The 18,336-nt window shown below is 69.7% G+C and carries 22 protein-coding genes; all 22 read right to left on the bottom strand.

Annotated elements, in window-relative coordinates; translation table 11 throughout:
- Positions 1–8: 8 nt before the first annotated feature.
- Positions 9–1,154, bottom strand: a complete 1,146-nt coding sequence (locus ASF54_RS14990) for an EscU/YscU/HrcU family type III secretion system export apparatus switch protein (RefSeq protein WP_055964874.1) — start codon at positions 1,152–1,154, stop codon at positions 9–11.
- Positions 1,154–1,915: a flagellar biosynthetic protein FliR gene (locus ASF54_RS14985; RefSeq protein ID WP_055964873.1), complete on the bottom strand. Its 762-nt coding sequence runs from the start codon at positions 1,913–1,915 to the stop codon at positions 1,154–1,156. The genes ASF54_RS14990 and ASF54_RS14985 overlap by 1 nt, the downstream gene beginning before the upstream one ends.
- On the bottom strand, positions 1,915–2,190 hold the full coding sequence (gene fliQ / locus ASF54_RS14980; protein WP_055964871.1) for a flagellar biosynthesis protein FliQ: 276 nt from the start codon (positions 2,188–2,190) through the stop codon (positions 1,915–1,917). The genes ASF54_RS14985 and fliQ overlap by 1 nt, the downstream gene beginning before the upstream one ends.
- Positions 2,190–3,227: a flagellar type III secretion system pore protein FliP gene (gene fliP, locus ASF54_RS14975; protein ID WP_084816337.1), complete on the bottom strand. Its 1,038-nt coding sequence runs from the start codon at positions 3,225–3,227 to the stop codon at positions 2,190–2,192. Before fliP ends, fliQ begins: the two co-directional genes overlap by 1 nt.
- On the bottom strand, positions 3,224–3,724 hold the full coding sequence (locus ASF54_RS14970) for a FliO/MopB family protein (protein WP_055964869.1): 501 nt from the start codon (positions 3,722–3,724) through the stop codon (positions 3,224–3,226). Before ASF54_RS14970 ends, fliP begins: the two co-directional genes overlap by 4 nt.
- Positions 3,725–3,727: 3 nt before the next feature.
- Complete coding sequence (gene fliN / locus ASF54_RS14965) at positions 3,728–4,426, bottom strand: flagellar motor switch protein FliN (protein ID WP_055964866.1); 699 nt, start codon at positions 4,424–4,426, stop codon at positions 3,728–3,730.
- On the bottom strand, positions 4,423–5,355 hold the full coding sequence (locus tag ASF54_RS14960) for a flagellar motor switch protein FliM (protein WP_233572919.1): 933 nt from the start codon (positions 5,353–5,355) through the stop codon (positions 4,423–4,425). Before ASF54_RS14960 ends, fliN begins: the two co-directional genes overlap by 4 nt.
- A gap of 66 nt (positions 5,356–5,421) precedes the next feature.
- Positions 5,422–6,447 (bottom strand): OmpA/MotB family protein, encoded by a 1,026-nt coding sequence (locus ASF54_RS14955; protein ID WP_084816336.1) that lies wholly within the window; start codon positions 6,445–6,447, stop codon positions 5,422–5,424.
- A complete protein-coding gene (locus ASF54_RS14950) occupies positions 6,444–7,256 on the bottom strand; it encodes a motility protein A (RefSeq protein ID WP_055964863.1) in 813 nt (270 codons plus the stop codon). Before ASF54_RS14950 ends, ASF54_RS14955 begins: the two co-directional genes overlap by 4 nt.
- A 1-nt stretch (position 7,257) precedes the next feature.
- Entirely contained in the window at positions 7,258–7,599 is a 342-nt protein-coding gene (locus ASF54_RS16210) for a flagellar FlbD family protein (protein ID WP_084816335.1), read from the bottom strand.
- A gap of 212 nt (positions 7,600–7,811) precedes the next feature.
- Positions 7,812–8,984, bottom strand: a complete 1,173-nt coding sequence (locus tag ASF54_RS14940; protein WP_055964861.1) for a flagellar hook protein FlgE — start codon at positions 8,982–8,984, stop codon at positions 7,812–7,814.
- A 182-nt stretch (positions 8,985–9,166) separates the two neighbouring features.
- Positions 9,167–9,613 (bottom strand): flagellar hook assembly protein FlgD, encoded by a 447-nt coding sequence (locus tag ASF54_RS14935; RefSeq protein ID WP_055964859.1) that lies wholly within the window; start codon positions 9,611–9,613, stop codon positions 9,167–9,169.
- A 13-nt stretch (positions 9,614–9,626) separates the two neighbouring features.
- On the bottom strand, positions 9,627–11,315 hold the full coding sequence (locus ASF54_RS14930; RefSeq protein ID WP_055964856.1) for a flagellar hook-length control protein FliK: 1,689 nt from the start codon (positions 11,313–11,315) through the stop codon (positions 9,627–9,629).
- Positions 11,312–12,055, bottom strand: coding sequence for a C40 family peptidase (locus ASF54_RS17005; RefSeq protein ID WP_055964853.1), 744 nt, complete (start codon positions 12,053–12,055; stop codon positions 11,312–11,314). The genes ASF54_RS14930 and ASF54_RS17005 overlap by 4 nt, the downstream gene beginning before the upstream one ends.
- Positions 12,052–12,504, bottom strand: a complete 453-nt coding sequence (locus ASF54_RS14920; protein WP_055964850.1) for a flagellar FliJ family protein — start codon at positions 12,502–12,504, stop codon at positions 12,052–12,054. Before ASF54_RS14920 ends, ASF54_RS17005 begins: the two co-directional genes overlap by 4 nt.
- Positions 12,501–13,874 (bottom strand): FliI/YscN family ATPase, encoded by a 1,374-nt coding sequence (locus ASF54_RS14915; protein WP_084816334.1) that lies wholly within the window; start codon positions 13,872–13,874, stop codon positions 12,501–12,503. The genes ASF54_RS14920 and ASF54_RS14915 overlap by 4 nt, the downstream gene beginning before the upstream one ends.
- The gene (locus tag ASF54_RS14910; protein ID WP_055964848.1) at positions 13,871–14,479 is read right to left on the bottom strand and encodes a FliH/SctL family protein; all 609 of its coding nucleotides are present in this window, start codon (positions 14,477–14,479) and stop codon (positions 13,871–13,873) included. The genes ASF54_RS14915 and ASF54_RS14910 overlap by 4 nt, the downstream gene beginning before the upstream one ends.
- Complete coding sequence (gene fliG / locus ASF54_RS14905) at positions 14,472–15,497, bottom strand: flagellar motor switch protein FliG (protein ID WP_055964845.1); 1,026 nt, start codon at positions 15,495–15,497, stop codon at positions 14,472–14,474. Before fliG ends, ASF54_RS14910 begins: the two co-directional genes overlap by 8 nt.
- Positions 15,494–17,158: a flagellar basal-body MS-ring/collar protein FliF gene (fliF, locus tag ASF54_RS14900; protein WP_055964844.1), complete on the bottom strand. Its 1,665-nt coding sequence runs from the start codon at positions 17,156–17,158 to the stop codon at positions 15,494–15,496. The genes fliG and fliF overlap by 4 nt, the downstream gene beginning before the upstream one ends.
- Positions 17,158–17,496, bottom strand: a complete 339-nt coding sequence (fliE, locus tag ASF54_RS14895) for a flagellar hook-basal body complex protein FliE (protein ID WP_055964842.1) — start codon at positions 17,494–17,496, stop codon at positions 17,158–17,160. The genes fliF and fliE overlap by 1 nt, the downstream gene beginning before the upstream one ends.
- Entirely contained in the window at positions 17,496–17,891 is a 396-nt protein-coding gene (locus tag ASF54_RS14890; protein ID WP_055964840.1) for a flagellar basal body rod protein FlgC, read from the bottom strand. Before ASF54_RS14890 ends, fliE begins: the two co-directional genes overlap by 1 nt.
- Complete coding sequence (locus ASF54_RS14885; protein WP_055964838.1) at positions 17,891–18,232, bottom strand: flagellar basal body rod protein FlgB; 342 nt, start codon at positions 18,230–18,232, stop codon at positions 17,891–17,893. The genes ASF54_RS14890 and ASF54_RS14885 overlap by 1 nt, the downstream gene beginning before the upstream one ends.
- Positions 18,233–18,336: the final 104 nt, after the last annotated feature.

Here is an 18,336-nt window from a genome sequence, read left to right as displayed (position 1 = left end):
CAAATTCTTCACGAGGTGGCTCCAACGAGGGTGGTGGGTGCTGCTGCGGGAGGTTCGGGTGCGGCGGCGATGGTGCCGCCCGGCATGGTGTGGACGCCGTGCGCTGCGCGGGATCCTCGTGCCTTGAGGGCCATGACGAAAGTGAGAACGCGGGCCACGGGCGAGTAGAGGTCGACCGGGATCTCGTCGTTCAGCTCGCAGGCGGCGTGGAGGGCCCGGGCGAGCGGGATGTCTTTGACCATGGGCACGCCCTCGGCCTCGGCCTTCTCGCGGATGCGGCGGGCGACCTCGCCGGAGCCCTTCGCCACGACCCGGGGCGCGGATCGTCCCGGCTCGTACTTCAGGGCGACGGCGACGTGCGTCGGGTTGATCATGACAACGTCGGCGTCGGCGATGGTCGACATCATCCGGTTGCGGCTCATGGCAAGGGCCCGCGAGCGACGCTGCTGCTTGATCAGCGGATCGCCGTCCTGCGACTTGCTCTCGTCTTTGATCTCTTTCTTGGTCATGCGCGTCTTCTTCCGGTTGCGACGCATGACCACGATCATGTCGAGGCCACCGAGCGCGAGACCGGCGACGACCGCGGCGACGACGAGCGACGACACTCCCCCGCCGGCGGCCGACATCAGCGACGCCAGCGGAAGGTTGGCCGTCATGAGCACGGGCATGAGGTTCTGGATGACCATCCAGAGCACGAGCGCGACGACGCCGGTCTTGAGGAGCACCTTGGCTCCCTGCCAGAGCGCCTGCAGGCCGAACATGTTCTTGATGCCTGCGAGCAGGTTGAAGTGCTCGAACTTCATGATCGACTTCTTGAAGTGGATACCGCCCTGGACGACGGCGGTGACGAGCACCGCGATGCCGACGATGGCGAGCATCGGGGCTACGATCCCGCCGATCGACGAGAAGGCGTCCATCATGGCGGCGGTGGCGCGCGCGGGCGTCGGGTCGTCGATGACGTCCTGCAGGGTCATGAGCTGGTGGAGGCCCGCGACGGTCGAGCGGTCGATCGCGCCGGGGATGGCGATGACGGCCGCGCCGACGCCGACCCACGCGCTCAGGTCGGTCGATTTGGAGAGTTGGCCCTTGTCGTGGACCTCCTTCATCCGCTTCTCGGTGGCGTCCTCTGTCTTTTCGCCGCTGTCGTCGGCCATCAGCTCACCGCCCCCATCATCGCGTCGACGGCCTGCTTCGAGAGGCTGTTGACGATCTGCGGAAGAGCGACGAAGACCATGCCGGCGAGGCCGAGCGTGATCATGATCTTGAGCGGGTAGCCGAGCTGGAACGCATTCAGGGCCGGGGCCACGCGAGTGAGCAGGCCGAGGCCGGCATCGGCGAGGAAGAGCACCACGATGAGCGGCCCCGCGATCTGCAGGGTGGAGAGGAACATCTGCGTGGTGGTCGACACCAGCAGCTGCACGGGGTGGGCGAGATCGAGGCCGACGCCGACGGGGATGGCGTCGAAGGTGCGGGTGAGGCCGCCGATGATCAGCTGGTAGCCGCCCGAGGTGAACATCAGCACGAGGGCGGTCATCTGGAAGAGGCGGGTGAACTGAGCGCCGTTGACCTGCGAGCCGGGGTCGTAGCCCATGGCGAGCTGGAACCCGCCGAAGAGGTCGACCGCGCTGCCGGCCGCCTGGACGGCCGCGAAGACGAGCCACACCAGGAAGCCGAGGACGGCCCCGGCGACGACCTCGAGCACCAGTGAGACGAAGAAGGATCCCGTCGTCTGCAGCTGGTAGCCGGGGACGACCGCCGGGGAAACCGCGATGGCGAGACCGACCGACAGCATCGCCTTCACGCGCGCCGGAATGGCCTTGTAGGAGAACGGCGGGGCGATGACGAGGAACGCCACCATGCGCACGCCGGCGAGCATGATCGCCTCGACCGCGCCCATCGAGAAGTCGATGCCCATCAGCCACCGCCGAGCAGACCGGGGATCCGGTCGAACAGCGCCGTGGTGAAGCTCACCATGGTCGAGATCATCCAGTTGCCGCAGACGACGAGGGCGATGGCGACGGCGATGGCCTTCGGCACGAACGCGAGCGTCGGCTCCTGGATCTGGGTGATCGACTGCAGCAGCGAGATCGCGAACCCGACCACGAGCGCCGTGATGAGCACGGGCGCGGCGAGCTTGCCGGCGACGAGCAGGGCCTGCACGCCGATGTCGAGGACTCCGGTGGTGTTCATCAGTTGTAGCTCTCGATCAGGCTCTTGATGATGAGGCCCCAGCCATCGACGAGCACGAACAGGAGGATCTTGAACGGCAGCGAGATCATCACCGGCGGGAGCATCATCATGCCCATCGACATCAGGGCGGCCGACACGACGAGGTCGATCACGAGGAACGGCAGGAAGATCACGAAGCCGATGATGAAAGCGGCGCGGAGCTCCGAGATCATGAACGACGGGATGAGGGTGAGCATCGGCACCGACTGGATGTTCTCCGGGTTGGCCTTCTTTGCGGCCCGGGTCATCAGCGCGATGTCTTCTTCACGGGTGTGCGCCGTCATGAAGGTGCGGAGCGGCCCCTCGGCGAGCTCGATCGCCTTCTGGAAGTCGATCTTGCCGCTCAGGTAGGGCTGCAGCGCGAGGTCGTTGATGTGGATCAGCACCGGCCCCATGATGAACAGGCTGAGAAAGAGCGCGAGGCCCGCGATGACCTGGTTCGGCGGGATCGACTGGAGGCTGAGGGCGTTCCGCGTCATCGCGAGCACGACGAAGATCTTGGTGAAGCTCGTCATCATCAGCAGCAGCGCGGGGGCGACGCTGAGCAGCGTCAGGCCGAGCAGCGTGACGACGGCGGAGGAGGGCGTGCCGTCGGGGCCGTTGATGTTGACCGACATGCCGCCGGTGCCGGTCGTCGCCGGGGCGGTCGGCGTGGTCGGGGTGACGGGCGCGGTCGGCTCGACCGGCGCGGCATGGCCCGCGTTCGCGGTGATCAGCAGGATGCCGACGACGAGGGCGAGGACGGCGATCACGATGGCGACGACGCGCAGCACACGGGCGAGGCGCTCGCGGCGGTCGCGGGCGGTGACGACACGGCTCGTGAGCGCGGCGGGCTTGGCTGCTCCGACCAGCCGGCCGGCGAGCGAGTGCTCGAAGCCGAGGCGGAGGGCCTCGGCCAGGCTGGCCGGGCGGCGGCGAGGAGTGCCGAAAAGGACGACGGCGGGCGCGCCGAACGGAGCCGCGGCCCACGAGGAGCGGCGGAGGGGCGGGGGCGTCATGCCCTCTTCTGCGTTCGCATGGCTGCCGCCGCCTGCTTCCAGGTGCTGGCGGAGAGAATCGAACCGGCGATCGGCGAGGCGGCGACCGGCGTTGCGGCGGCGGCGCGGGCGGCCCGCCGCGGACTCAATACGACGGGCTCAGGATCCGGCTGCACCGCGATCGGCGCCGGCGTCTGCTCGAGCACCGCAGCGAATGCACTCCCCGCGGCCGGAGCCGCCGAGATCGCCGTGACCGTCGCGTCGACCGGCGCCACGGTCGACCCGATGACGCTGACCGACTGCTCGGTCACGCCCAGGACGTAGCGGACACCCTCGACGTCGACGACCGCGACGGACGCCTTGCCCGAGATGCCCTGGCGGGCGACCACGGTGACGTGCTTGGCCTGCTTCGCGCCACGACCCGTCTTGGTGGCGACCTTCTTCTGGATAGCCCAGAGGAGGCCCAGCACCGCGGCGAGGGAGATGACGACCCGAAGGGCCAGGAAGAGGGTGTCCACGGGTCAGTTCTGCCCGTCCGCGAGGTCGAGGATCTGGGTGATGCGGACGGCGTAGTCCTGGTCGACGACGACGACCTCGCCGTGGGCGATGAGGCGGCCGTTGAGGAGCACGTCGGCCGGGGCGCCCGCAGAGCGGTCGAGCTCGATGACGGCACCGGGCTCGAGGCCGAGCACGTCGCGGACCGACATGCGGGTGCGACCGATCTCGACGGTCAACGCCATCTCGACGTTGTTGATGCGGCCGAGCTTGTCGGCGACCGATCCCTGGAACGGGACCGCTGCGGATCCTTGCCCCGGGTTGACGGCGCCGAACTCGCGGATGCGCACGACGAACCAGCCGGCCGGGCGACCGGCGTCGGTGAGCTCGAAGAGGATGCTGTCCGGGTCGGCGGCGAGCGCCTGTGCGTCTTCCTGGCGGACGTCGCCGAGCACGCCGGCGCCGAGGGCGTTCGCGGCTCCCTCGAGAGCGGGACGGAGCAGGTCGCTGGCGTTCAGGCCGGCCGGGGCGATACCCGAGGCGTCGGTGTGGACGAGGGCGAAGTCGGCCGACACGTCGCCGACGAACGTCGCGGTGACGGCCTCGGCGAGGGCGCCGTAGGGGGCGGACTGGACGATCTGCGTCGTGAGCGGGACGCTCGAGGGCAGGAGGCCGGCGAGGGCCTTCGCCGCGCTGGCGTGCAGGGCGGTGACGGTCGGGGTCATGCGAGTCTCTCTTCGGTGGTGACGATGATGCCGGCGAGGCGCGAGCCGTTGGCGCCGACGGCCGCGCGACCGACGGAGATGCCGCCGACGGTCATGTCGAGCGGGCGGTGCGCGGGGTGCGGCAGGGAGATGAGGTCGCCGACCGCGAGGTCGAGGACGGCGGTCGGGCGCATCTGCGCCGGGAGGAACTGCAGGGCGACGTCGACCGGCACGGAAGCCAGCTGGGCGTCGATGAGCTCGCTGGAGTTCTGCGCCGTGGAGGTCGGGTTCGTCTCGCCGAGCTGCGGGAGGAGGATCTCGGCGGGCAGTGCGAGGGTGGCCGGGGTGGCGAGCTCGCCGACGCGGATCTCGAACGAGGCGACGATCATGAGGTCGCTCTTCGCGGCGGCCTGGGCGAACTGCGAGTTGTACTGGAATCCGCCCACCGAGATCGGGGTGACCAGGAGGGATCCGAGCGAGTAGCGGAGGTCTTCGAGCGCGTCGTCCATCAGGCGGCGCACGAGGGCCTGCTCGATGGGCGTGAATTTGCGCTCGGGCAGCACGGTCGACGCGTGCGTGTTGCCGCCCAGCATGTGGGTGACCCAGCCGAGGGCCGCCGCCGACGAGAACTGGATGACGGCTTTCGCGCTGACGCCCTCGAGGGGGCACAGCACCATCGCCGTGGTCGCCGGGAGCGACGCGGCGAAGTCGTCGTAGGTCGTCATCTCGACCTGGTCGCAGGTGACCTGCGAGAGCACGCGCACCTTGGCGGTGAGCTGCGTGCCCCACTGGCGGGCGAACGTCTCGAAGCCGAGCTCGAGCACGCGCGAGTGCTCACGGGCCAGCGTCGTCGGTCGACGGAAGTCGTACACCTCGATCGAGCGGGCGGAGCCGGTGCGCGTGGGCGCAGGCTTGAGCACGCTCGGGGCGGTCTGATCGAGGAGGGTCACGTAAACCCTTATCGGCCGGACCGCGCCGGGCGTTAGCCACGATTGTGAATTATCTCGCCGAGTGAGCTAATGACCGCCCTCGGCCTCGGTGGACGTCGCCTTCTCCTCGGTGGTCGACTCTGTCGTCTTCGACGCCGTGGGCGCGGCTCCCGTGGCCGCCGCCTCGGCCGCTGCGATCTTCGGGATCAGGGCGTTGACCTCGTCTTTCTGGTTCGAGAGGACCACGATGTCGACGCGCCGGTTCTTCGCCAGGTCGGCGTCCGAGTCACCCTTCGCGAGGGGCCTCGAGGATCCGAAGCCGACCGACTGGATCCTTTCGCCCGGCATCCCGCCGCGCTCGACGAGGTCGCGCAGCACCGCGGTGGCCCGTGACGCCGAGAGCTCCCAGTTGGTGGCATACGGCGCCGTCGACGCTCGCGAGTCAGCGTGACCCTCGACCGAGACACTGTGGCTCGCGGTCTTCAAGACCGGTGCGATCGCGTCCATCACCCGCTTGGCGGTGCCCGAGAGGTCGGCCGAGTTCGAGCCGAAGAACGTCTCTGAGCCGACCAGCCGGACGGTGAGGCCACGCGAGGTGATCGCGAACTCGACGTCTTTCGACAGACCCTTCTGCGCGAGCTTTGCGGCGATCGCCTTCTTGATCGCCGTCAGGTCGTCGACCTCGGCGGTGGCGGCTTTCGTGTTGGCCTTCTGCTGAGCTTTGGTCTGAGGGACCGCGGCGGCGGCCTTTGCGGCGGCCTGGCCGGATCCTGCGGCATCGCTGTTCGTGGAGTCGGTGCCGCTCGCCGCCGTCGCCGTCTTGGCGTCGGTCTTGGAGGCGGAGTAGCCCTCGCCCTCCTTGGTGGCGTCGGCGGCCTCGACGATCGTGCCGGAGGCGGTATCGACCGTCTCGGACTTGGTCTGGCCGAAGCCGGTGGCGAGCGACTCCTTGAGGGCGGCGAACTTGTTGGCATCGACGCTCGACATCGCGAACAGCACGATGAACAGGCACATGAGCACGGTGATCATGTCCATGTACGAGGCCATCCAGCGCTCGTCGGGATGATCGTCGCCGTGCTCCTCGGCGTGAGCCTTCTTGCGGCGGGCACTCATGCCGCGATGTCTTCCTTGTCGCCGACCTTGGTCGACTTGACGGTCTTGCCCTCGGCGGGCAGGTCGACCTTCGGCACCATCGCGCGGAGGCGGGCACCGAGGAGGCGGGGCTGCGTGCCCTCCTGTATGGCGAGGACGCCCTCCATGAGCAGGGTCATGCGGGTGACCTCGAGCTCCATCATGCGCTTGACGCGGCCGGCCAGAGGCAGCCACATCAGGTTGGCGCTGATGAGGCCCCAGAGGGTCGCGATGAACGCCGAGGCGATCAGCGGGCCGAGTTCGTCGGGCGAGGAGAGGTTCTCGAGTACGTGGGTGAGCGAGACAACTGTGCCGATGATTCCGACGGTGGGGGCGTAGCCGCCCATGCTCATGAAGAACTTCGCGCCCTGACGGGCCTGAGCCGTACGGCCCTGGATCTCGTCTTCGAGCAGCTCGCGCAGCTCGTCGGCGTCGGTGCCGTCGGCCACGCTCTGCAGCGCGCCCTTGAGGAACGGGTCGTCGACGCCCTCCGCCTCCTGCTCGAGAGCGAGGAGGCCGTTGGCCCTGGCCTTCTCCGAGATGGAGACGAGCTCCTCGATCGACTTCGCCGGGTTCGCCTTCTTGGCGAGGATCGACGGGAGGATGATCTTGAACGAGTTGATGGCGTCTTTGAGGGCGCCCGAGGCGATGCCGACGCCGAGCGTCGTGCCGAAGACCAGCAGCAGCGGCCCCGGCAAGAAGATCGACGTGATCGAGACGTGCTCGATCGTCATCATGCCGACGAGGGCGCCGAACGCGAGAACCGCGCCGATGAGGAGTGCGGGATCCATGTCAGCGACCGCCGTTCTGCTCGAACGCGCCGGCGGTCACGAGGCCGAGGGCGGGGCGGGTGGCGGAGCTCCTGGCGGCTGCGGCCTGTGCGACCGGGCGGGCGACAGGCTGCGCGGCTTGGCGGGCGACAGGCTGCGCGACGGGCTGGTCGTCGTAGGCGAGTGCGACGATGCGCGAGCGGTACCGGGCGACCAGGTCGATGACCTCGGCCATCGTCTCAGTCACGATGAACTTCGCGCCGTCCACCATCACGAGGGTGGTGTCGGGGGTTTCGTGGATTCGCTCGATCAAGTCGGGATTGATCGCGAACTGACTGTCATTGAGTCGTGTGACGACGATCATCGGCCCGTCCTAGGTCTGTGTCTCCCGGCGCATCCGTGCTCCGGGGAGCGCACGTCCTGTGCTGCTCACTACCCACTATCGGCCGGGGGCGGGAGTGCGTTAGGTGGTCGTGCACCGAATTCGTCGGAACGCAAAAACACCGGTTTCAGGCGAAGACACCACCGAAGGGCGGTGTCGACGACTGAAACCGGTGTCAGGCGAAGCGGAAGCGGCTAGCGCTTGAGGTTCGTGAGCTCCTGGAGCACCTCGTCGGAGGTGGTGATGATGCGGGCGTTCGCCTGGAAGCCGCGCTGGGCGACGATCAGGTTGGTGAACTCCTGCGACAGGTCGACGTTCGACATCTCGAGGGTGCCGCCGGCGAGCGCGCCGCGGCCCGGCTGCCCGGGGGCGCCGAGGGTGCGTGCTCCCGAGTTCGACGACACGACGTAGCCGGAGTTGCCGACCTTCTCGAGGCCGGCGGGGTTGGTGAAGGTGGCGAGGGCGAGCTGGCCGAGCTTCGAGGTGGTGCCATTCGAGAAGGATCCGATGAGGGTTCCGTCGGCCGAGATGGTGTAACCGTTCAGCGTTCCGGCCTGGCGACCATCGACGTCGGAGATCGCGGCGGTCGAGAGGGTGGCGAAGCCGGTGAGGCTCGACATGTCGGCGGTGATGTCGCCGACGGTCAGCGAGCCGGAGGTGGTCTGCTTGCCGTTGACGAAGGCGAGGTTCGTGGTGCCGGTGTTGCCCTGTCCGTCGGTTCCGGCGACGCTCCACCCGGCCGTGGTCTTCGTGTAGTCGAGCGTCAGCGTGTGCTTCGTGCCCTTCTTGTCGTAGATGTCGACGTCGCGGGTGATGACGGTGCCGTTGGCCGCGTCGCCCGGGAGGTTGCCGGCGACCTTCGCGGTGGTCGTCTCCTGCGCGGCCGACGTCGCGCCGACCGGGAGCATGATGTCGGCGAGACCGCCGTTGGTGTTGACGACGCCGTCGGTCGCCGGGTAACCCTGGACGATCTTGCCGTCGGTGGTGGTGAGGCGGCCCTGGCTGTCGAAGTCGAACGAGCCGGCGCGGGTGTAGACGCTCTCGTTGCCGTTGCGGGTGACGAAGAATCCGTCGCCCGAGATCATCAGGTCGGTCGCCTTGCCGGTGGCCTGAGCAGAACCCTGCGAGAAGTTGGTGGTGATGCCCGCGACCTGCACGCCGAGGCCGACCTGTGCCGGGTTCGTGCCGCCGAGGCCCTCCTGGGCGCCGCCGGCGCCGTGGGTGATCTGCGACAGGGTGTCTTGGAACACCGTCGACGAGGCCTTGAAGCCGACCGTGTTGACGTTGGCGATGTTGTTGCCGGTGACGTCGAGCATGGTCTGGTGTGCGCGGAGGCCGGCGATGCCGGAGTAGAGCGAGCGGAGCATGGCGGATGCCTTTCGAGAAGAAAGAGGGAGGAAGGAAGTGTGAAGTGGTGCGGCCTTCCGTGGCCGTGAAGCCGGTCGCCATCCGTGGCAGCCGTCGTGTTCGGTGTCTATGGCGCCGGGGCCCTGAGGCCGCCGGTCGCGCGTCGCTGGTCGAGGTCGTCGTTCGCGACTGAGAAGAGGGTCTACGGCGTGGTGGCCGCCGCGGAGGTCTTGTCGACGATGCCCGAGATCGAGTCGAGCGGGATGTCTTTGCCGCCGACGCTGACGGTCGGAACCGTGCCCGTGAACGAGACCGACGAGGCCGTGCCCGACACCTGCGTGCCGGTCCCGTCGTCGTAGGTGACCTGCTTGCCGACGAGGTTCGCTGCCGAGATGCGCATCTGCAGCGAGAAGTTCTCGTTGCCGGTGGTCGTGTTGTTGGTGACCTGCTCCATCATCGCCAGCTGAGTGGTCTGGCTGATCATGGCATTGGTGTCCATCGGGCTGGAGGGATCCTGGTTCTTCAGCTGCGAGACCAGCAGCTGCAGGAACATCTCGCTGTCCATCGACTGCTTGGGCGCACGGGACGTCGCGGTGGTGGAGGCGGGCACGCTTGTCGTAACCGTGCCGGTGATGCCTTCGAGTGCCATTCGTTCAGTCCTTTCAGGCCATCACGTCGATGGAGGTGGCGGAGATCGAGTGCGCACGAGGCGCGCTCGACGGAGACTCTTCGTTCTCACTATCGGCAGGTGTCGCCGATCCGTCAGTGCGCGGGCCGCGGCCGGCCTGGCTCTGACCCTGGCCCTGCCCGAGGGCGCTCTGACCCTGCTGCGGCTGGTTCTGGCTCGACAGGTCGACGGTCGACGAGACACCGGCGGACTGCAGGTCGCGGCGAAGGTCGCCGAGGATCCCGCGGACCGCCTCTCGACCGGCGTCCGACTGCGCGAACAGCTCGACCCTCATCCCCTCCGCACCCACGTGGGCTCGGACAGTGACCGGCCCGAGCGCGTCGGGGCTGACTTGAACGGTCACGACGTGCTCGCCGTGACCCGCAGCCGCGAGCGTGAAGACCGGACGGGCGAGCTGGGTGTGCAGAGGGGCCGCCGGTTGGGCCGGGGCTGCGGCGACCGGGGTGGCGGTCGTGATCGCGGCCGGGGCGGGGGCCTGCGGCGCCTGGACAGCGGCGAAGGCCGCGGCGGTGTCGGGGACGGTCGGCTGCGCCGCGGTCGCGGTAGCACCGGACGGTGCGGCGGCAGGCGGCTCGGTGTCGAGGGCGGGTGCGACGACGGTGCGAACGATCGGCGTGGTGGCCGCCGTCGGAGCACTCGCTGCGCCCGACGCCGCTGCGACGGATGACGCGAGGGCCGGGGAAGCGGGCTGAGTGGCAGCCGGCTGGACGGCGGCGGCTACCGGGCCAGTGGTCGGCGCTGCGGTGGTCGGCACTGCAGTAGTCGGCGCAGCGGTGGTCGGCACAGCAGTACTCGGGATTGCGGTAGTCGGCACTGCGGTGGTCGCGCCCGCCGCGAGCCCGGTGGCCGAGCTGGACTTCGCGTCACCGCTGGCGGCCGCGGTCGTCGATTCCGATTTGGGGCGCGTGCTCGAGCCAGGGGGCGTCGTGCCGGCGACCAGCGCGGCTGGCAGCTGCGACGCCGAGGGCAGGGCCGTGGCGGGCGCGGCCGGGTCGACCGGCGCCGCGGCGATGGCAGCCGGGGCGAGGCCGGCAGTTGGTGCTACTGCCGATGGTGCCACCGGAGCGGACGCCGCCGACGAGGTGGCCGTCGGCGTCGGTACGACCGGGGATGGCGAGACAGCCACGACGGAGGCGGGTTCGGCCAGCACGCCGCCGAGCGGTACTGCGACCGTGGCAGTGGCAGTGGCAGTGACGAGGGAGGTCTGAGCTGCCAGCGCGGCCGGCAGGGTCGCGCCCGGCGCGGTCGCAGCCGACGTGGTCGCAGACGGCGCGGTCGCGCCAGAAGAGGGCACGGCCGACGGCTGAAGTGCCGCGACGAGCGAAAGCGCGGAAAGGGGCAGGCCAGACACGGGCGAGGCCGGGGCCGCCGAAGCATCCGCCACCGGAGCGGCGTCTGCGGCAGCGGCAGGGCTCGCAGCGTCGGCAGGCGTCGTGTCGGAACCGGAGCCGCCCTGCGACGACGGGTCGCGGGTGTCGCGCTGCAGCGAACGCGCGGCAGCGGTGCGGGGCGCGACGGGCTCGCGGGCGGGAGCCGAGGGATCCTGCGCGTGCATCGCGTCGCCGAAGGCGGACGCCGAGGCGGGCGAACCGGACGACCGCGAGGGCATGGACGGCGACGAGGCGGGGCGCGCCCCGAGCAGGTCGGCGACGGCGGGGCTCACGCGGAGGCTCCGGATGCCATGAGCTGCTGGAGGGCCGCCGTGACGAGGTCGGACTGCGAACCGGTCGCCTTCGCGGTCGACGCCGCCGACACCGACGCCGATGCGGTCGACGGCACGATGCGGCGGATCTCGCCGATGTCGCTGTCTTTGAGGTAGTTGTCGATGATGCGGACGTCCTTGCCGGGTCGGGGCGCGTGCAGGATCTTGCCGTCGCCGAGATAGATGACGATGTGGCCGCCGTCTTTGGTGCTGATGAGGTCGCCGGCCTTGGCGTGGGCGAGATCGGGGATCTTGACGCCCATCTCGGCCTGGTCGGGCACCACGCGCGGCATGGTGATTCCGAGGTCTTTGAAGACGGTCTGGACGAGGCCCGAGCAGTCCATGCCAGAGGTCGTGGTGCCGCCGAAGACGTAGGGCACGCCGAGGTACTTCTTGGCGTCGGCGACGATGTCGTCGCCGGTGACGCCGTTGTCGACGAGGCCGCCGGTCGGGCTGGCAGGGGTCGCCTTCGTGCCGGCTGTCGAATCGAGGCCGGTCGTGGAGGCCGCGGAAGTCGCTGCAGCCGCTCCGGTTGCACCCGTCGTGCCGGTGGTGGCGTTCGCCGACGCCAGCGCCGACGCGAACGTCGACGCGCTGTCGGTCGACGAAGTGCTCGAGGGGGTGGAGAACTCCCCCGACTGGATCTGGGCGATGGTGCTCTGGATCTGCGAGATCCGGGTCATCACGTCCGTGACGCTCATGACTGCTCCCCCTCACGGGCGGTGAACTGACTGGGACGGTGGTTGTTCGAGGCGATCTCGTCGAGCGCGAGCTGCTCGTCGCGGAGCTCCTCGGCGAGGGCGAGCGCGTTGTGTCGCTCCTCGAGCTTCTCCAGGGCGATCGACCGGGCCCGGGCCCCGTTGAACTCGGACTGCGCCTCGGCCGCCTCGATCCGGTGCGCGTCGGCGACGGCGTCGAGCTCGGCGATCATGCTGCGGGTCGAGGCGCGTGCCGCGGCCACCGCGATGAGGGTGGCCGCATCGGTGACGATGGATTTGGAGCCGGCGGCGTCGACGAGAGTGCGCTCCACACGGGCACGGCGTTCGGCGACGTCGCGGATCCTTCGGTTCGCCTCCGACAGCTCGGCGAGCGCCTTCTGCTGCTGGGCGTGACGGACGCGGAGCAGCCCGGCGAGAGAGAACTGCTTCATAGGGCACCGCCGAGGATCCGAGCGAGCCGTTCCAGCCTCGCCCACGCGTCTGCCGCGGGCGTCTGGTCGTCCATGCTCTGCTGCAGGAACGCGTCGATCTCGCCCTGGTGGGCCACCGCCGCGTCGACGAGCGGGTTGGTGCCCGGCTGGTACGCGCCGACGTCGATGAGATCCTGCGCCGACTTGCGAGCGGCCATGACGGTGCGAAGGTGCTTGGCGGCGGCGGACTGCTCGCGCGAGATGACCTTCGACGCGACGCGCGAGATCGAACCGAGCACATCGATCGACGGGAAGTGCCCGGTGACGGCGAGCTTCCGGTCGAGCACGACGTGGCCGTCGAGGATCGAGCGGGCGGCATCGGCGATGGGCTCGTTGTGGTCGTCGCCATCGACGAGCACCGTGTAGAGGCCGGTGACCGAGCCGGTGACGTCCGTGCCGGCGCGCTCCAGGAGGTTCGCGAGCGTCGAGAACGTCGACGGCGGGTAGCCCCGGGTGGCGGGAGGTTCGCCGACGGAGAGTCCGATCTCGCGCTGAGCCATGGCGACGCGGGTCAGCGAGTCCATCATCAGAACGACGTCGGAGCCGCCGTCGCGGAACGACTCGGCGATGCGGGTGGCGGCGAACGCGGCACGGAGGCGCATGAGGGCGGGCTCGTCGGAGGTCGACACGACGACGACGGAGCGGGCGAGCCCCTCGGGGCCGAGGTCGTCTTCGAGGAACTCGCGCACCTCGCGGCCGCGCTCGCCGATGAGGGCGATGACGCTGACCTCGGCGTCGGTGCCGCGGGCGATCATCGACAGGAGCGACGACTTGCCGACGCCGGAGCCCGCGAAGAGACCGAGGCGCTGTCCGCGACCGGCCGTGGTGAGGGTGTCGAGAGCGCGGACGCCGAGCTGGAGGGGCGTGTCGATGCGGGCGCGCTGCATCGAGTTCGGGGTCGCGTGGTCGATCGAGACGAGCTCGTCGAAGTCGAGCGGGCCCTTGCCGTCGAGAGGACGGCCGAGCCCGTCGATCACGCGACCGAAGAGGCCACGGCCGGTGGGGACGAGGATCGGGCGACCCGTCGGGCGCACGGCCATTCCGGCGCGAACACCCGTGAGCGGACCGAGCGGCATGCAGCGCACCCCGTCGGCCGTCGCTGCGACGACCTCGGCCAGGCGCTCGACACGCTGGCCGGACGCATCGACGAACGGTTCGCCCACCGCGACGACCTCGCCGAGAGCGGAGTCGAGGCCCGTCACGCCGAGGCCCAGGCCGACGACACTCGACACGACGCCGACGCGCAGCGGTCGCGCCGCACGCGAGGCCGCACGCACCTGGGCGGCGACGTCGAGCGAGGGGGCGAGGAGGGTCGGTGCGGCGAAGGTCACGCGGCGCCCCCGAGCAGTTCGTGGCGCGCGCGATCGAGCGCCGAGCCGAGCGTGGCGTCGATGAACCCGGCGGTGAGGTCGGCGCGGGCGTCGCCGCGAGCGAGGGAGGCGTCTGCCACGAGGTGCACGCCGAGCGCGTCGCCCTGCCCGTCGAGGAGTGAGAGGTCGGCGGGGTTGAGGCGCACCGAGACGACGTCGGCGGGATCGACCTCGGCGAGCGCGCGGGTGAGCGCGGCGACGACGGTCGACTCGGGGTTCGTCTCGAGCTCGTAGCCGATCACGGCGGTGGCGAGCTGAAGGGAGGTGGCGAGGAGGGTCTGCTGCACCTCGGTGCGGAGGGCTGCCTGACGGGCGTCGATAGCGGCGGTGGCCGCGTGGAGCACGGCGATGGCGGCATCGGCGCGGGCGTTCGCGTGGGCGATCACGGCGGCCTGCTCGGCGGCGAGCGCCTCGCGGAGGGCGGCGGTCTCGGCCGCGGCGGCACGGAGCCCCGCCGCGTACCCGGCGGCCTCGCCGCGCTGGGCGGCCTCGTCTTCGCGCGCCGCCGAGAGCGGGTTGCGGAGCACGGGGAACGCGACGCGGGTGAACAGGGTGTCGCTACTCAACGAGGGCCTCCTCGTCGCCGCGCTGCACGGTGATCGCGCCCTGGGCCTCGAGTTCGCGAATCGCGCTGACCACCGAGGCACGGGCCTCTTCGACCTGCGACAGGCGCACGGGTCCGGCGGCGCGGATCTCGTCGTCGAGCAGCTCCCGGTTGCGCTCCGAGACGTTGCCGCGGATGACCTCGGTGACGGCCTCGGGCGCGCCCTTCATGGCGATCGCGAGCACGGCCGCGTCGATGCCGCGCAGCACCTGCTGGACGTCGCGCGGGTCGAGCTTGACGATGTCGACGAAGGTGAGCATGCGCGAGCGCACCTCTTCCGCGAGCGCAGGATCCCGCGCCTCGAGCCCTTCGAGGAGGATCCGTTCGGTCGCGGCGTCGGAGCGGTTGATGATCTCGACCAGCGGCTGGATGCCTCCGACGGCCTCGACCTGCTCGCGGGGCGCGACGACGGCGCCGGCCCGCACCTTCAGCGTCTGGGCGACGATGCCGACGGCCTCGGGGGTCGCGGTGCCCATGGTGGCGATGGCCTGGGCGACGTCGGTACGGAGCGAGACGTCGAGCCCGACGAGCACCGCGGAGGCCTGGTCGGCCTTCAGGTGCGCGAGCACGAGCGCGATGGTCTGCGGCAGCTCGCTGTCGAGCAGGGTCAGCAGCTGACCGGAGTCGGCGGCGTCGAGGAACTCGAACGACTTGCCGGCCATCGACGAGGCGAGACGCTCCATGACGCCGGCGGCACGCTCCGATCCGAACGAGGCCTCGAGCAGCCCGACCGCGAAGTCGCGGCCGCCACGGCGAGTGACCCGGCCCTGTGTCGACAGCTCGTGGAACTCGCCCACGGCCGTGTCGGCCACGCTGGACTCGACGCGACGCATCTTGACCAGCTCGGCGGTGATCTCGTCGGCCTCGGTCTCGTTGAACTTCTGCATGACCGTGGCGGCACGCGCCTGATCCATCTGCATGAGGATCACGGCGACCTTCTGCGCCCCGGTCAGCTCGACCGGCTTGACTGCGGAGCTCATACGGTCTGCTTGTCTTCGAGCATGCCGCGGAGGAGCTCGGCCGTGCGGTCGGGGTCGCTGGCCGCGAGGGCGTCGATCTCGGCGCGCTTGCGCTCCATCGTGGCTCCCTCGGGGGCGAGTGAGGGCAGCTGCACGGTCGGGGCGTTGCTCGCCGAGAGGGCTTCGAGACGGCGGCGCTCGGCGTCGGCGAGAGCCATCGACTGGGTCTCGGCCTCGCCCGGCCAGGTGCCGGCGACCGACGAGATCTCGCCGAGGTCGATGTCTTCGCGCTCCTGCTTGCGGCCCTTGCGGGTCAGCAGGAACAGCGCGATGAGCAGCGGGATCGCGATGGCGGCGATCGTTCCGACGGTGCGGATGGTCGCCCACATGCTGTCGCTGGCGGCCTGCGCGTCGGCGGCCTTCAGCGCGGCGGCGGCGGCCTTCGCGCCCGAGGTGTCGAACGACACGGCCTGCACGCTGACCGAGTCGCCGCGCTTGGTGTCGACGCCCGCGGCCTTCGACACGAGGTCCGAGATCGCGGTGAGGTTCTGCGAGCCGGCGATCGAGCTGTTCAGTGCGACCGAGATGGTCTGCTTGTTCAGCTGACCGGCGGGGATGTTCGTGGTCTCGGTGGTCTTGTCGACGGCGTTGTTCTTCGTGGCCGACTCGTTGACGTAGCCGTTGCCGCTGGCCGACGAGGTTCCCGAGGTGGCCGACCCACTCGGGACGGCGATGTTGTCGGGGCCGAGCACACCGGTCGTCCCCGAGGATCCGGCAGCGCCGTCTCCCGCATACGACTCCTTGGTGCTCGACTCGCTGAGGGGCTGCGCCCCGCCCGTCGGGTCGGCGTACGACTCCGACACCTTCGTGCCCGACGACTGGTTCATGTCGGCCGCGACGACGACCGTCGAGTTGCCGGCGCCCAGCACCTTGTCGAGCATCGCCTGGACGCTCGCCTGCACGCGGCTCTCGTAGTCGCTCGACTGCTGCGACGAGTTGCCGGTCGTGCCCGTGCCGACCGCCGAGAGGACGACGCCCTTCGAATCGACGACCGAGACGTCGGTCGGCTTCATGCCCTCGATGGAGGCACTCGTCAGGTGCACGATCGCATCGACCTGGTCGGTCGACAGGGTGACGCCCGACTTGGCCTGGACGAAGACGGAAGCGGTGGGATCCTTGGTGTTCTCCGCGAAGACGGTCTCCTGCGGGATCGCGAGCTGCACGCTCGCCGCCTGGACGCCGTCCATGGCGCCGATCGTCTTGGCGAGCTCGCCCTCGATCGCGCGCTTGTAGGTGACGTTCTGCTGGAACTCCGACGAGGTGACGCCCATGGTGTCGAGCAGCGAGTAACCGCCGGTGTTGTCGGCGGGGAGGCCTGCCGACGCGGCCTTGAGGCGCTCCGAGTAGACCTGCGACTGCGGCACGAGGATCGTGGATCCGCCGTCGGTGAGCTGGTACGGAACGCCGTCGGTGGTGAGCTGGTCGACCACGGCCGAGGCGTCGGTCGCGGCGAGGCCGGTGAACAGCGGCGTATACGACGGCTTCGTGAGGAACGACGTGAGAGCGACGGAGCCGAGCACGAGCACGGCCACGCCGATGATCGCGAGCGTGCGCTGGGCGACGGTGAACGCCTTGATCCGGTCGGAGAGGCCGGTGAACATGGAGCGGAGAGCGGGGGGCATCAGGCCTGCATCCTCATGATCTCGTTGAACGCGTCGACGCCCTTGTTACGGACGGCCGCGACGAGTTCCATCGTGACCTGGGCACGCGTGGCGGCGATCGTGGCTGTGTGGACGTCGTCGAGCGACCCGGTGACGGCCTTGACCGCGAGATCCTGCGACTGACCCTGCAGCGACTGCAGGCCGTCGATGACGTTGCCGAAACTCGAGGCGCCCGTGGTGGGAGTGGCGTCGAGGCCGTTGATCGCCGAGGCGTCCTGCGTGGCGCCGACGGAGCCGACACCGGAGTTGAGGGCGGTCGAGCCGGTCGGGAAAGTCCCGGAGACGGGGTAGATGGGCATTAGTTGCGTCCGATCTGGAGAGCTGCTTCGTAGCTCGTCTTGGCGCGGTCGACGACCGCTGCATTCGCTTGATAGCCGCGCTGGGCCATGATCAGGTCGGCCATCTGCGTGCCGAGGTCGATGTCGGGCATGCGCACATAGCCGTTTTTGTCCGCCTGCGGGTCGTCGGGCGAGTACGTGACCCGCCCCTCGGCCGAACCGAACGCGGCCGCCTTGACGTAGACGCCCGAGACGCCCTCGCCCTCCTGCACCTCGACGTAGCGCGCCTGGAATGCGGCGCCCGACATCGGCTTGACGGTGTTGACGTTGGCGATGTTGTCGGAGATGGCGTCCATCCACTTGCGGTGGACGGTGAGGCCGGTGCTCGCAATACCGATCGCGTCGAACATGCCCATCAGCTGGTCCTGAGTGCGGCGCGGACGCTGGTGATGACGTTGTTCTCAGCCTGCGCGGCGAACTGGTACTGCAGCACGGTGGTCGTGTTGCTGAGAGTCTCGGTGTCGAGATTGACGTTGTTGCCGTTCTCGTTGGTGGGCTCGAGCGAGCGGGCCATCGTGGCGGTCGTCGCTCCGTTGCCCTTCTCGACGCTGGCCTTCAACGCGTCCTCGAACGACACCCGCTCGGCCGTGTAGCCGGGGGTGTTGATGTTGGCGATGTTGTTCGAGATCGCCTTCTGGCGCATCGAAAGGCCGTCGAGGGCACTTTCGAGAGCTCGGGAGGTCACGGATTCCAGCACGTCTGCTCGCTTCGCAAGTAGCAGGGAGAGGCGGCCGATCCGTGGCCTGAGGAGTGAGCGATCCGTGCTCACGTTGCTCTATCGACTCGGGCCGGGGTGGCGTT

The sequence above is a fragment of the Frondihabitans sp. Leaf304 genome, assembly GCF_001423105.1.
Taxonomy (GTDB): domain Bacteria; phylum Actinomycetota; class Actinomycetes; order Actinomycetales; family Microbacteriaceae; genus Frondihabitans.
The sequence above is the reverse complement of the archived record's forward strand: the minus strand, read 5'-3'. Positions and strand labels throughout refer to the sequence as shown.

Bases quoted from the DNA above. Each gene is read 5' to 3' on its own strand.
- fliN (WP_055964866.1), bottom strand. From the start codon at position 4,426: ATGACCCCGACCGTCACCGCCCTGCACGCCAGCGCGGCGAAGGCCCTC.
- ASF54_RS14890 (WP_055964840.1), bottom strand. From the start codon at position 17,891: ATGGGCATGTTCGACGCGATCGGTATTGCGAGCACCGGCCTCACCGTC.
- ASF54_RS14940 (WP_055964861.1), bottom strand. From the start codon at position 8,984: ATGCTCCGCTCGCTCTACTCCGGCATCGCCGGCCTCCGCGCACACCAG.
- ASF54_RS14955 (WP_084816336.1), bottom strand. From the start codon at position 6,447: ATGAGTGCCCGCCGCAAGAAGGCTCACGCCGAGGAGCACGGCGACGAT.
- ASF54_RS17005 (WP_055964853.1), bottom strand. From the start codon at position 12,055: ATGAGCGTCACGGACGTGATGACCCGGATCTCGCAGATCCAGAGCACC.
- ASF54_RS16210 (WP_084816335.1), bottom strand. From the start codon at position 7,599: ATGATCGTCGTCACACGACTCAATGACAGTCAGTTCGCGATCAATCCC.
- fliQ (WP_055964871.1), bottom strand. From the start codon at position 2,190: ATGAACACCACCGGAGTCCTCGACATCGGCGTGCAGGCCCTGCTCGTC.
- fliE (WP_055964842.1), bottom strand. From the start codon at position 17,496: ATGCCCATCTACCCCGTCTCCGGGACTTTCCCGACCGGCTCGACCGCC.
- ASF54_RS14990 (WP_055964874.1), bottom strand. From the start codon at position 1,154: ATGGCCGACGACAGCGGCGAAAAGACAGAGGACGCCACCGAGAAGCGG.
- ASF54_RS14985 (WP_055964873.1), bottom strand. From the start codon at position 1,915: ATGGGCATCGACTTCTCGATGGGCGCGGTCGAGGCGATCATGCTCGCC.
- fliF (WP_055964844.1), bottom strand. From the start codon at position 17,158: ATGCCCCCCGCTCTCCGCTCCATGTTCACCGGCCTCTCCGACCGGATC.
- fliG (WP_055964845.1), bottom strand. From the start codon at position 15,497: ATGAGCTCCGCAGTCAAGCCGGTCGAGCTGACCGGGGCGCAGAAGGTC.
- ASF54_RS14920 (WP_055964850.1), bottom strand. From the start codon at position 12,504: ATGAAGCAGTTCTCTCTCGCCGGGCTGCTCCGCGTCCGTCACGCCCAG.
- fliP (WP_084816337.1), bottom strand. From the start codon at position 3,227: ATGACGCCCCCGCCCCTCCGCCGCTCCTCGTGGGCCGCGGCTCCGTTC.
- ASF54_RS14950 (WP_055964863.1), bottom strand. From the start codon at position 7,256: ATGGATCCCGCACTCCTCATCGGCGCGGTTCTCGCGTTCGGCGCCCTC.
- ASF54_RS14935 (WP_055964859.1), bottom strand. From the start codon at position 9,613: ATGGCACTCGAAGGCATCACCGGCACGGTTACGACAAGCGTGCCCGCC.